This is a genomic window from Pantoea sp. ME81, from assembly GCF_903970985.1.
Classification (GTDB): Bacteria; Pseudomonadota; Gammaproteobacteria; order Enterobacterales; family Enterobacteriaceae; genus Pantoea; species Pantoea communis.
The window spans coordinates 1-11,925 of record NZ_CAJCKS010000151.1 but is presented as its reverse complement, the minus strand read 5'-3'; the positions used below and the strand labels follow the sequence as shown (position 1 = coordinate 11,925).

Here is an 11,925-nt window from a genome sequence, read left to right as displayed (position 1 = left end):
GCCTCGGTTACAGCGGCTCAACCATGCACTACACCGATGCACCGGATGCACAAAACCAGCTGATGAACTTCATTCGCCTGTGCGAACAGCATGATATTCCGTGCGACTCTTTCCAGCTGTCATCGGGTTACACCTCGATCAATAACAAGCGCTACGTGTTCAACTGGAACTACGACAAAGTGCCACAGCCGGAAGTGATGAGCCAGGCGTTCCACGATGCCGGTTTGCGTCTGGCTGCCAACATCAAACCTTGCCTGTTGCAGGACCATCCGCGCTACGAAGAAGTCGCGGCGCAGGGCTTGTTTATTCGCGATTCAGAAGAAGAAGCGCCAGAGCGTTCAGTGTTCTGGGACGACGAAGGTTCACACCTTGACTTCACCCATCCCCAGGCGGTGGCATGGTGGCAGGAGAACGTCACCCAACAGCTGCTGGCGAAGGGCATCGATTCGACCTGGAATGACAACAACGAATATGAAGTGTGGGACGGCGAAGCGCGTTGCCACGGCTTTGGTACGCCCATCGCCATCAAGCATATTCGCCCGGTGATGCCGTTGTTGATGATGCGTGCGTCGATGGAAGCGCAGCAGCGTTTCGCGCCAGAGAAACGTCCTTTCCTGATCTCGCGTTCTGGCTGCGCCGGCATGCAACGCTATGTGCAAACCTGGAGCGGTGATAACCGTACTAACTGGACATCACTGCGCTACAACATTCGCATGGGCCTGGGGATGAGCTTGTCGGGTCTGTATAACGTGGGGCACGATGTCGGCGGTTTCTCAGGTGATAAGCCGGACGCTGAACTGTTTGTGCGTTGGGTGCAAAACGGCGTGATGCACCCGCGTTTCACCATTCACTCGTGGAATGACGATCACACGGTGAATGAGCCGTGGATGTATCCGTCGGTCACGCCTGCGATTCGTGCTGCGGTCGAACTGCGCTATCGCCTGCTGCCGTATCTGTATACCCTTTTGTGGCAAGCGCATGCCGATGATGAACCGATGCTGCGCCCAACCTTCCTCGACCATGAGCAGGATAAACAGACCTTCGCCGAGTGCGATGAGTTTATGCTGGGTCGCGATTTGCTGGTGGCCAGCGTGGTGGAAGCCGGTCAGCGTGAACGCACTCTGTGGCTTCCAGATAACCAAACTGGCTGGTATGACTTTGCGACCCAGCAGTGGTACAGCGGCGGCCAGTGGATTACATTGCCAGCACCACTGGAAACCCAGCCGATGCTGGTGCGCGCCGGTGCGGCCTTGCCACTGAGCCAGCGTCTGCGTCATGTTGATGCACAAGCAGATGACCGTCGCACGCTGCAACTTTATCCATTACAGGGTAAAGGCGAGAGCAACGGGCTGGTGTTTGAAGATGACGGTGAGTCCTGGGGTTATCAGCAGGGTAATGCGCTGTGGCTAAGCTGGGAAATGCGCAGCGATGCCGAGGCAATCCACCTGAGCTTCCAGCGTAAAGGGGATTATCAGCCAGTATGGAAAACGCTGCAAATTGCTTTACCAGCCGGAGAACGGCGCCAGCTTTACATTGATGGTGTCGCGGTTGCTGCGGCGGATGCGCAAGCAGTGTTGGCGGAGATAGCGAGTCACTAAGCGTCATTGTTCAGGGAGGAGTGCGCAGCAATGCGCACTCTTCAAACGCACAGCGACCTGACATCAATGTGGCCCTGTGCGTTACCCAGCTTAATCAAGCAACCCTTTGGCCCGCGCCAGTAAAAACGCGGTCACTGAAGTGGCATCGGTCACTTTACCTTCCAGCACGAGCTGCAGAAACTCGCTGATTTTCATTTTGCGTGCAGTGAGTCCGACTTCCTCGGCATCCAGATTCCGCCCTTCATAGCGTAAATCGCTGGCAAGATAGATGTGATAACCCTGCGCGGAGTATCCCTGCGCCAGTTTTTGATAGCCCACGTACTGCCAACGATCGGCAATCAATCCCGTCTCTTCCTGCAGTTCGCCCGCCGCCAGTGCTTCCGGTGTAGCGCCAGGGTCCAGCTCCCAGCTGCCTTGCGGCAACTCAATGGTGCGCTCACTTATCGGATAACGATACTGTTCCACCACAAAGATGCTGTCCAGCTCCACCGGAAGGATGACGACAAAATCGTTTTTTTCGATCACCGAATAGAGACCTTCGCTGCCATCGGCACGCTGAATTTTGTCTTCCTTTAACGTCATCCAGCGGTTGCGATAGATTTCCGTTGATGCGAGGGTTTGAATTTCTGGTTTCAAAAGGGGCCTCCATGAAGTGAATCAGTGAGTCAACGATTTAAGCCTATAAACGGGGTGCCGTGACAGGTAACTTATCTGTTTTTTCCATCGCTTGTTTTAAAGCATGAAGAAATACCGTCACCCGTGCTGGCAACTGACGAGTCGTGGGGAACAATGCCCAGACACCGAGCATCTGCGGTTGAGCATCCTGTAATTCAATGGCGATTAACTCGCCTGAAGCGAGCTCTTCACGGATGTCCCACTCAGATAACTGAGCAATGCCGCTTCCCGCCACGCACAGAGTGCGCACCCCCTCCACGTTACTGCCACTGAAACGGCCTTCCACGCTTAAGCTCGAAATATGCCCATCAATGATGAAGCTCCACTGCACCACGCCTGAGAGTCGCAGGCAGTTGTGATGATGTAAGTCGTTTAATGTCTGAGGCGTGCCGAAGCGTTGAAGATAATCGGGTGAAGCACACAGCATACGCGGGTTGTTAGCCAGACGGTGAGCCACTAAACGGGAGTCACGCAGCGGCGCAATGCGGATAGCGACATCGTAGCCCAACCCTACCAGGTCGGTGACGTCATCGCTCAGCTGAAACTCAATGCGCAGTTCCGGGTTGGCCTCCATCAAGGCAGGCAACAGCGGAATAATAGTACGACGACCAAAGCCAGAAGGCGCCGTAATTCGTAACTGGCCAGTCGCACCTTGCTGGTGTGGTGAAAACAGATTGCGTGCACTCTGTTCGGTTTCCGCCAGCGATTTCGCATAGGGCAGAAACTCTTCTCCCTCGACGGTGAGCGCGATGGCGCGAGTCGTGCGGTGCATCAGCCGCACGCCGAGATCGTCCTCCAGCGAGGCCAGCCTTCGCGACACCGTCATCGGCGTAGTATTCAGCCGCCGTGCCGCCTGCGTCAGGCTGCGCGTTTGCGACACCATGAGGAAAACCTCAATATCTTTGGAGTTCATTGTAACGATTTCCGTTATACAGACGTATCATCTTCGGTCATTTTTGCCGCTAAAGCGACACACTACAATGCGCTCTGACGATAATCAGGGAACACGATGTAGCAAATGGCCGATAAACACTTATTTCAGAGCGGGACATTAAATCGACTCGCGCTGAAAAACCGCATCATGGTGGCACCCATGACGCGTATCTCCGCCACGGTAGATGGCGTACCAGGCGACCGCATGAAGCACTATTACGAACGTTTCGCGCGGGGGGGTTTTGGCACCATCATCACCGAAGGGCTGTATATCGACGAAGCCTGGTCGCAGACGTATGCGTTTCAAGCGGGGCTGGTTAATAGCCGCCAGGTCGCAGGCTGGCGAGCCATTACTGATGGTGTGCATCAGTATGGTGGCAAGATCATTGCGCAACTGATGCACGCCGGTGCGATTTCCCAGGGCAATATTTACCGACGCGATACCCTGGCTCCCTCCGTCGTGCAACCGCGCGGCGAACAGCTGGGCTTTTATCATGGTCATGGCGACTATGCGTTGCCAGGAGAAATGAGCGAAGATCAGATTCAGCAGGCGATTGACAGTTTTGCCGAGACCGCCGCGCGCGCCATTGGCGTAGCGGGATTTGATGGCATTGAAATTCACGGTGCCAATGGCTACCTGCTCGATCAATTCTTCACGGATTACACCAATCAGCGTGGTGATCGTTGGGGCGGTGATATCGCTGCCCGCCTGTCACTGACCCTGGCGGTGATCCGCGCGGTACGCCAGCGTATAGGCCACGATGTCACTTTAGGTGTGCGTATTTCACAAGGCAAAGTGAATGATTTCCATCATAAGTGGCAAGAAGGGGAAGCGGGCGCAAAACAAGTGTTTCGGTTATTGGCTGAGTCGGGTATTGATTACCTGCATCTCACCGAATACGACGCACTGCAACCCGCTTTTGCGGACAATGCGCTTTCGCTGGTACAGATAGCGCGAGAGGCGGCACCAAGCCTGACTATTGTGGCGAATGGTTCGCTGTCAGACAGTCGTGCCGCCTCTCAGGCGCTGGAGCAGGGGGCGGATTATGTGGCGTTGGGCAAAAGTGCATTGGCCAATCCCGACTGGCCGATACGTATCCGTGATGCAGCACCCTTACGTGAGTTTGATAACAACCTTCTGGCCCCTTCTGCTGATGTGAAAAACTGCGAACTGGCTTAGCCGTGTCCGTAGTTGAACGTGTCAGGCGACGATTATAAGTCGCCTGACACACTACGCCTGCCGCGACAATCCACTTAACGCCAACCCTGCCAGCGCGATAACCACCGTCAAGCCCACTACCGCATTCCAGCCACCGTGCAGCCAGAACCAGCCGCCGAACGAGCCCGTAATGCTGGAACCCATGTAATAGAACAACAGATACAGCGACGAAGCATGGCCGCGATTGTTACCGGCTAGCGGGCCGACGGAACCGCTCGCCGCAGCGTGCGCCACAAAGAAACCGCTGGTGATCAGGATAATGCCGCCAATCAGACACAACAGGTTATCCGGCACCGTCAGCAAAATACCGGCCAGCAACAACAGAAAACCGGCAATGAGCAACGGCTTACGACCAAACCGATCGGCCAGGCTGCCCGACAGTGAGGAAGAGACAATACCAATCGCATAGGCGCAGAAAATCAGGCTGACCTGTGTCTGGCTAAAGTTAAACGGCGCGTCAGAGAGGCGGAAGGTGGCGTAGTTAAACAGCGTGACAAATACACTGGTGAGGAAGAAACCGGTGGCATACAGGCGAATCAGCCCCTTATTGCCGAGATGACTGAACCAGGCTTTAAAGTGGAAGTGGAGGTTAAGTCCCGGTTTGCGTTCGAAATGACGCGATTCAGGTAAAAGCAGCACAAACGCCATCGCTGATGCCAAACCGAGCACGCCCAGCACACCCATAGCGATGCGCCATGAGGTGAATTCAGTCAGCAACCCCATGCCAACGCGGCCCACCATCGCGCCAAACGCCGTGCCGCCGACATACAATCCCATGGTTTTACCGAGATCTTTTTTGTCGATCTCCTCTGCCAGCCAGGCCATCGCTACCGCGGGGACACCGCCCAGCACCACGCCTTCCACTGCGCGGGCGACCAGAAGCAGATGCCAATTCGGTAATACGGCGGCGATGAAATTGCAGACCGATGCCAGTGCCATCGACGTGAACATCAATCCACGACGTCCGACCGCCTGAGAAAATGCCCCTGCCAGCAAAATTGACACCGCCAGCAAGCCGGTGGTGAGCGACAGCGCCAGTGAACTTTGCGCGGGCGTGATGCCAAAAGCATGGGTAAAGGCAGGCAGCAGTGGCTGTACACAGTAGATCAGTGAAAAGCTGGCGAGTCCGAGCATGAAAAAAGCAATACCCGCGCGGCGATACTCACTGCTCCCACGCGCGATGCTGGACGTTGCAGGGGATGAGACAGGCAGGACATTTTCTAACGAGCGGCTCATGGTGATTCCAGGGTAACGAAGATTGCACAACGCTACCGCGCCGCCTATCATCTGTCCAATATATAGCGCTGCATAAAGGTATCTATAAAACAGATGGAGTTACGCCACATACGCTACTTCCTTGCTGTTGCCAGCGAGCGTAATTTTACGCGCGCAGCGGCGAAACTCGGCATAGGACAGCCACCGCTCAGCATGCAAATCAAGGATCTCGAAACGGAGATTGGCTATGCGTTGTTCAACCGCACTGCACAGGGTGTGGAACTGACGGAGGCCGGACGTGCATTTTTGCAATCCGTTCAGCCTCTGCCGGGTATCGCTTCTGGGGCGGTGGATGCTGCACGCCGCGCCGCACAAGGTGAATCAGGTTCGTTGCGCTTAGGGTTTACGGGCACCGTGGGGATGAATCCGCTGGTGCCGGGTTTTATCCGCGCCTTCCGGCAGGCCTATCCCGACGTGATGCTGAACGTGATGGAGGCCAACTCCATTGTGTTGCTTCAGGCGCTTGCCAATCAGCAACTGGATATCGCGCTACTACGGCAGGAAAACGCGATACCGGATAACGTGACGGTTCAGCTCTTATTGCAGGAACCGCTGGTGGCTGCATTGCCGCTTAATCATCCGCAGGCGCGCTTACGCGGTAAAATTGCGTTGCCGTCGTTGCGCGACGAGCACTTTATTTTGACACCGAAGGAGAGCGGTACCAGCTTGCGTGAATCGGTGCTGCAAGCCTGCCGCCAGCAGGGCTTCACCCCGGTAGAAGGGCAACCCGCGCCGCATATCGTTTCGATATTATCGGTCGTGGCTGCGGGGTTAGGGGTATCGCTGGTGCCGGAATCGATGCGCCAATTCAGCTTATCAGGCGTGGTTTTTAAACAGATAAAAGCGCCGGTACCGACTACCGGATTAGCGGTGGCCTGGCATGAGCATGCATTGACGGCAACGGCGCACAATTTTCTGGGTTTAGTCAGAGGCAGTGGCGTTATTGTTTAAACGCCCAGCCAAGTTTGCCATCTGCAGAAATCATCTTATCGAGTTTCTTCTCGTTGACCTTTTTCATCGCCCCCAACTTTTCAGCGGTGAGCGGTCCGGCATCGCTCTGGGCAATCACCGTGTCTTTAGGTACGTCGGTGATTTTTTCAGCAATGGCGGCGACCGCTGCGCCATAGCCTTTGCGATCGTGCAGATCGAATGATTTCAGCGGCAGTTCAGTCTCAAGCCATTTACCCCAATAGAATTCAAGGAACGGCGGCGGATTGTCCTCTTTCTCAAAGCCGATATCGCGCACGAAATAGACCAGCGAACGATATTCATCATCCTGCATGTGTTTACGGCCCAACTCTTTCGGCAGGTCATGCGGGGTGATTTTGCCTTTAGGCGTATCCAGCCAGACCAGATGGGCGGCTTCCATTTGCTGCCAGAACGCATTCATCGTTTTCAGACTGCGGAAATCATTGGTGATGCGCACCTGTACCAGCGTTTTCAAACCACCAACATCAGCGAAATTACTGAAGGTGTGATGCCCATCAGTGAGATAGAGCGCATTATCCGGAGCGATGACGGCAGTTTTCATCGGTCCTGGCTGTGCACCCACCGGGGCTTTACAGGTGAAGCTGTCAGGATCGGAGATGCGTGATTTGCTGTTGAACTTGTCTACGCCTTTCTGCCCCATGCTTTCACAAAAATCATCGAACAGCTTTTTGGGATCGGCCTGGTAACGGTGCAGTTTGTAATCCAACTGGCGATAACCAATCGCGGCTTGCGTGGGATGCAATTGTGATAACTGCACCTGCACGATATCACCTGCTTTGATATCAGCGGGCAGTGCCGCTGACGCCTGGCCAGAAGACCACAATAGAGCTAACAGTGACCACGGTGTTCTCATTCCCTTTCCTTAAATGGCCTCAAACGAAGCCGCTACGATAGCATTTCTGTCATCTTGCCGCTTTAGTGTTGTGCTTCGCGCTTGACCTATTACAACCCGTTATCCAGACCTCTGACCACATTGGAGCTTGCTATGGCCCTTGCCGCTGTCCAACCGGCTAAACTGCAACACACCGTCATCGATCCTAGCGTGCGTATGCGCGAAACCCACATTGGTCAGCAATGTGAGATCCTCGCCGAAAGTTATCTTGAATATAGCGAGTTGGGCGATTTTTCTTACCTCGGCGAGCACTGTTGTGTCGCTGATGCGCAGATTGGTCGCTTTACCGCGATAGCCAATCAGGTGCGTATTGGTGCGCCAAATCATCCGATGGATCGTGCGTCCCAGCATCGTTTTACCTACTGCCCGGAATATTATGACCCGCAGGCGCAGCGTGACGCAGGCTTCTTTGCCGATCGCCGCGAGGACCGCGTGATCATCGGTAATGATGTGTGGATTGGTCATGGCGTCATTGTGCTGCCGGGCGTGACTGTCGGTGACGGTGCAGTATTGGCTGCTGGCGCGGTTGTGACTAAAGATGTGGCCCCTTACACTATTGTGGGCGGTGTCCCTGCGAAACCCATTCGTGGCCGCTTCACACCAGAAATCGCGGCGCAGTTGCAGGCGATTGCGTGGTGGAACTGGCCGCTGGAGAAGCTGATGACGCATTTGGCGGATTTCCAATCGCCAGACATTGCTGCGTTCTGCCAGCGGCACGCGGTGTAAAATTACATCGCCTGCTGTGCTGCCACTTTGGGTGCATCAGCCTGCAGGCGTTTCTCGGGTTGTAATAGCGTCATCGCCAGCATGCTGCCAAACGCAATGCAGGCGGTAACGGTGAACATGGCGTTATAACCGTAATATTCCGCCAGCCAGCCGCACAGCATCGGGGAGATGATGGAGGCAAGGTTGGCTATCGCCAGCGTCATGCCACTGTAAGCACCTACCGAAGCTTTTGGCGTCACATCAATCACCACCGACCAATACACGTTATTCACCAGCGCATTGAGCGCGTTACCTAGCGTCATCAGAGCGATGATCCCTGCCGCTGAACTGACCCACGGAATCGCCATAAAACAGCAGGCGGTCGCGCACAGCGTGACGGCTGCGAAGACGTTCCTTGCCAGACGAAGGTTGTTAAAGCGTGCCAGCAAACGATCGGCTATACGCCCGCCAAGCAACACAGTGAAACAGGCACCGCTCCACGGAATCATCGCCACGTACCATAACGAATGTAGATCGTAGTGGAAGTTATCTTGCAGATATTTAGGCAGCCAGGTGACCAGCGTAAAGGTGATATAGAGAAAACTGAAATAGCCAAGTGCGTTGCACACCAGCGTGCGACTGGTAAAGAAACGCCACCACGGCAGTGCACCCTCATGTTGGCTTTCAGGCTTTTGTCCATTGATGATCAGCTGACGTTCGGCCGTATTGGCGCGGGGATGCAGCAGCGGTGTGTCGGTAAAGTTGCGTGCAAACAGCAACATCGCCAGCAGTGAGAAGGCACCGAGCAGGATAAACATCATGCGCCAGTCGTCGGTTAACAGCAGCAAGCCCACGGCAATGGGTGCGGTCAGCAGTGAACCCACTTGGGTACTGAGCAAGCCGATACTCAATGCAAAACCACGTTCATTATCCGGGGCCCAGTGGGCGATGGTTTTGTTCATCAGCGCATAGGCCGGGCCTTCGGAGAAGCCAAACAGGATGCGCAGTGCTGCAAACCCCATAATGGCTGAACCACCAAACAGCGCCATGCCGACTTCACCGGCCCATGCGGTGGCAATTTCCAGCAAGGACCAAAGAATTCCCGCCATCAACCACACTTTTTTGGTGCCCAATCTATCAGCGAGAAATCCGCCACACAGTGAGCCGAACAGGTAGCCAAAACCGAAATAGCCCAATACCGCACCCAGTTGAACTTTGGTGAAGAGAAACTCCTGAGAGATAGCGTTAGCAGCAAACGAGAGTGCGCCACGGTCGACGTAGTTGATCAGCGCGATGAGAAACAGCAGTGAAAAAATAGTGTAGCGAGTAGAGGATGCTTGCATAGCGCGACTCCTGAAAAAGAACACAGGAATCATTAAGCAAAGCTGATGCCAGAATGGTAAGGCTGCTAACAATTAGCGCGGATATACAAGGTAAGACCTTTCTGTAGCGAGGGCGACCATCAGGACGCCCATTATAAGTCTGTCTGCACCAGCATGATCACATAAGCGTTCTTTTATAGTGCGAAGGATATAAATGACCTCTGAGCGACATCCAGTCATCTGTTAACTACTCATGATCGCAAGCAATCTCAAAACACCCACTTTTTGCGATTACTTGCGATGATCAAAATCCATCAATGAAAGCGATTAGCTGGTTTCACGAGGCCTAAGCGTTCGCGCAGCGTGCCCGCTGCATAATCCTGATGAAACACGCCCGCATCCTGCAAACGTGGTACCACCTGGCTGAGGAAGAGATCTTCATTTTCATCAATGTAGGTGGGGAGAATCACAAACCCATCACAGGCTTGATGTTGATACCAGTCAATCATCTGTTGCGCGATTTGATCCGCCGTGCCAGTCGGTGAAGGGAACGACAAGCTCTCCGCATAGCGTTTGGCCATCTCCCCCAGAGTGAGTTTCTGCTCTATGGCGTTAGCAATCACATACTGAAAACGTCCTTTACTGCCGGTAATTTGCTCGCGCAAGTCGGGCACCGGTCCATCCACCGGATACTGTGACAGATCGATGTTCATGCTGGCAGAAACAAAACTGAGCCCGGATTCCACGGTGATCAGTGATTTGAGGTGTTCAGCGCGGTCGCGTGCATCCTGCTCGCTGTGGCCGACAATCGGCACTAATCCCGGCATGATTCGCAGCTGATCAGGCTGTCGCTGATAGTGCTGAGCACGCTCCTTGATCGTTTGGTAGAACTGCTGTGCGCGTTCCCGGTTAGGTTGCACGACAAACAGCATCTCCGCGTGTTGGGCCGCCAGGTCAATAAACGCCTCAGAAACACCAGCCTGTATCACTACCGGATGCCCTTGCGGTGGACGGGGCAGGTTCAACGGTCCTTGTACCTCGAAAGACTCGCCCTGATGGTCGAAGCGGTGGAAACGCGTCGGATCGGCAAAGCGTGCGCTGCTTTTTTCCACCACCAACGCATCCTCTTCGAAGCTGTCCCAGAGCGCTTTCATCACGTCGATGAACTCTGCTGCGCGGCGATAGCGATCCTCATGGCTGAAGTGTTGGCTGCGACCAAAATTACGTGCTTCGGCATGGGTTAATGAAGTCACCACATTCCACGCGGCGCGCCCACCGCTGATGTGATCGATGTTGGCCAGCTGTCGCGCGGTGGTATAGGGCTCGGAATAGGAGGATGAGACGGTGCCGCCTAAGCCAATATGATCGGTGACCGCCGCCAGCGCGGCCAGCAAGGTGAGCGGCTCAGACCAGCCCACCTGGCGATGCTGCACGGTGTGCGCCAGATGTCCGCCATACACATCATCAATTGCCAGCTTATCCGCAACAAAGATCATATCGAGTTTTGCCGCTTCAGCGCGTTGGGCAATTTTGCGGTACAGCGGCCAGTTGCGGCCACCGGTCGTGGCGGCTTGCGGATGACGCCAGCCACCCTGATGAATGCCTGAGTCGAGGTACAGCGCCAGGTTCATCATGGTTTAGTGGCTCCTGCTTTGGCAAAGAATGACGCATCGACCAGGCTGCTCGCCTGCAAGCCGGGTTTGATTAACCCGCTGCGTGCGAAAGTATCAATCGCAGCCTGCTGGCGTTGCGCCACCAGCGTGTAGTCTTCCACCGGAGCGTTGTTTTCACGCTGAACCTTACTCAAGGCGACGGCATCTGGCAGACGCAGTAACGATGCGATGCCATTGGCATACTCCTGCGGATGAGCCACGCCCCAGGCGCGAGCGCGAATCAGACGCTGTCGGAAATCAGCCAGCTCTGCACGTTTATTGCTGATAGCGCTATCGGTCGCCACCAGATAGTTGGAGACCGGTGCCTCCTTGCCGTCAATGGCGATGCGATCACCTGACTGAGCCACCGCAAAAGAGACATACGGTTCCCATGTCGCCACCGCATCCACGGCACCGTTATCCAATGCCAATGTCGCCTCAGCAGGCGTGGTGAAAACAAAGTTAACGCTGTCATCAGGCAAACCGGCCTGGTGCAGCGCGTTGAGCACCATGTTTTGACCCGATGAACCTTTCACCGTCTTGATCTTCGTCCATCTCATTAAGACGCAGGTTCTGTTTCGCCGCCTGCTCGCTCAGCAGCGAGTCGCTGACGTGCCACACTTCACGGCCGTTCAGTCCGCAGGTCAACGCACCAAAGCTGTCG

The 11,925-nt window shown here is 55.0% G+C and carries 11 protein-coding genes and 1 pseudogene; 4 read left to right on the top strand and 8 right to left on the bottom strand.

Annotated elements, in window-relative coordinates:
* Positions 1-1,598, top strand: a 1,598-nt coding sequence (locus tag H7A81_RS21220) for a TIM-barrel domain-containing protein (protein WP_182058638.1), incomplete at its 5' end; no start/stop codon positions are given.
* 90 nt (positions 1,599-1,688) lie between these two features.
* Here H7A81_RS21220 and H7A81_RS21215 read toward each other — a convergent pair.
* A complete protein-coding gene (locus H7A81_RS21215; protein WP_182058637.1) occupies positions 1,689-2,234 on the bottom strand; it encodes an NUDIX hydrolase in 546 nt (181 codons plus the stop codon).
* 43 nt (positions 2,235-2,277) lie between these two features.
* Positions 2,278-3,186, bottom strand: coding sequence for a LysR family transcriptional regulator (locus tag H7A81_RS21210; RefSeq protein WP_034827224.1), 909 nt, complete (start codon positions 3,184-3,186; stop codon positions 2,278-2,280).
* Between the two features lie 105 nt (positions 3,187-3,291).
* Between H7A81_RS21210 and H7A81_RS21205 the strand changes: the two genes are divergently transcribed.
* Positions 3,292-4,386 carry an NADH:flavin oxidoreductase gene (locus tag H7A81_RS21205; RefSeq protein ID WP_182058636.1) on the top strand — a complete coding sequence of 365 codons (1,095 nt, stop codon included), beginning with the start codon at positions 3,292-3,294 and terminating at the stop codon, positions 4,384-4,386.
* Between the two features lie 51 nt (positions 4,387-4,437).
* On the opposite strand, the gene H7A81_RS21200 is transcribed toward H7A81_RS21205, so the two are convergent.
* Positions 4,438-5,661, bottom strand: a complete 1,224-nt coding sequence (locus H7A81_RS21200) for an MFS transporter (protein ID WP_182058635.1) — start codon at positions 5,659-5,661, stop codon at positions 4,438-4,440.
* Positions 5,662-5,754: 93 nt separating this feature from the next.
* On the opposite strand from H7A81_RS21200, the gene H7A81_RS21195 reads away from it, so the two are divergent.
* Positions 5,755-6,651 (top strand): LysR family transcriptional regulator, encoded by an 897-nt coding sequence (locus H7A81_RS21195; protein WP_034827218.1) that lies wholly within the window; start codon positions 5,755-5,757, stop codon positions 6,649-6,651.
* On the opposite strand, the gene H7A81_RS21190 is transcribed toward H7A81_RS21195, so the two are convergent.
* The gene (locus tag H7A81_RS21190; RefSeq protein ID WP_182058634.1) at positions 6,641-7,543 is read right to left on the bottom strand and encodes a ParB/Srx family N-terminal domain-containing protein; all 903 of its coding nucleotides are present in this window, start codon (positions 7,541-7,543) and stop codon (positions 6,641-6,643) included. The two genes, H7A81_RS21195 and H7A81_RS21190, sit on opposite strands and share 11 nt — an antisense overlap.
* Positions 7,544-7,675: 132 nt before the next feature.
* Between H7A81_RS21190 and H7A81_RS21185 the strand changes: the two genes are divergently transcribed.
* A complete protein-coding gene (locus tag H7A81_RS21185; protein WP_034827214.1) occupies positions 7,676-8,308 on the top strand; it encodes a DapH/DapD/GlmU-related protein in 633 nt (210 codons plus the stop codon).
* A 2-nt stretch (positions 8,309-8,310) separates the two neighbouring features.
* Here the strand turns inward: H7A81_RS21185 and H7A81_RS21180 are convergent, their stop codons facing one another.
* The 4 genes and pseudogenes from H7A81_RS21180 to H7A81_RS21165 all read right to left on the bottom strand — a co-directional run.
* Positions 8,311-9,630 carry an MFS transporter gene (locus H7A81_RS21180; RefSeq protein ID WP_182058633.1) on the bottom strand — a complete coding sequence of 440 codons (1,320 nt, stop codon included), beginning with the start codon at positions 9,628-9,630 and terminating at the stop codon, positions 8,311-8,313.
* A gap of 293 nt (positions 9,631-9,923) precedes the next feature.
* Positions 9,924-11,243 carry an NtaA/DmoA family FMN-dependent monooxygenase gene (locus H7A81_RS21175; RefSeq protein WP_182058632.1) on the bottom strand — a complete coding sequence of 440 codons (1,320 nt, stop codon included), beginning with the start codon at positions 11,241-11,243 and terminating at the stop codon, positions 9,924-9,926.
* Positions 11,240-11,773 carry an ABC transporter substrate-binding protein gene (locus H7A81_RS21170; protein ID WP_255479007.1) on the bottom strand — a complete coding sequence of 178 codons (534 nt, stop codon included), beginning with the start codon at positions 11,771-11,773 and terminating at the stop codon, positions 11,240-11,242. Before H7A81_RS21170 ends, H7A81_RS21175 begins: the two co-directional genes overlap by 4 nt.
* Positions 11,736-11,925 (bottom strand): annotated as a pseudogene (locus H7A81_RS21165) (hypothetical protein); the annotation flags it as partial. The gene H7A81_RS21170 and the pseudogene H7A81_RS21165, both read right to left, overlap by 38 nt.

Bases quoted from the DNA above. Each gene is read 5' to 3' on its own strand.
- H7A81_RS21210 (WP_034827224.1), bottom strand. From the start codon at position 3,186: ATGAACTCCAAAGATATTGAGGTTTTCCTCATGGTGTCGCAAACGCGC.
- H7A81_RS21205 (WP_182058636.1), top strand. From the start codon at position 3,292: ATGGCCGATAAACACTTATTTCAGAGCGGGACATTAAATCGACTCGCG.
- H7A81_RS21200 (WP_182058635.1), bottom strand. From the start codon at position 5,661: ATGAGCCGCTCGTTAGAAAATGTCCTGCCTGTCTCATCCCCTGCAACG.
- H7A81_RS21195 (WP_034827218.1), top strand. From the start codon at position 5,755: ATGGAGTTACGCCACATACGCTACTTCCTTGCTGTTGCCAGCGAGCGT.
- H7A81_RS21190 (WP_182058634.1), bottom strand. From the start codon at position 7,543: ATGAGAACACCGTGGTCACTGTTAGCTCTATTGTGGTCTTCTGGCCAG.
- H7A81_RS21185 (WP_034827214.1), top strand. From the start codon at position 7,676: ATGGCCCTTGCCGCTGTCCAACCGGCTAAACTGCAACACACCGTCATC.
- H7A81_RS21180 (WP_182058633.1), bottom strand. From the start codon at position 9,630: ATGCAAGCATCCTCTACTCGCTACACTATTTTTTCACTGCTGTTTCTC.
- H7A81_RS21175 (WP_182058632.1), bottom strand. From the start codon at position 11,243: ATGATGAACCTGGCGCTGTACCTCGACTCAGGCATTCATCAGGGTGGC.
- H7A81_RS21170 (WP_255479007.1), bottom strand. From the start codon at position 11,773: ATGGTGCTCAACGCGCTGCACCAGGCCGGTTTGCCTGATGACAGCGTT.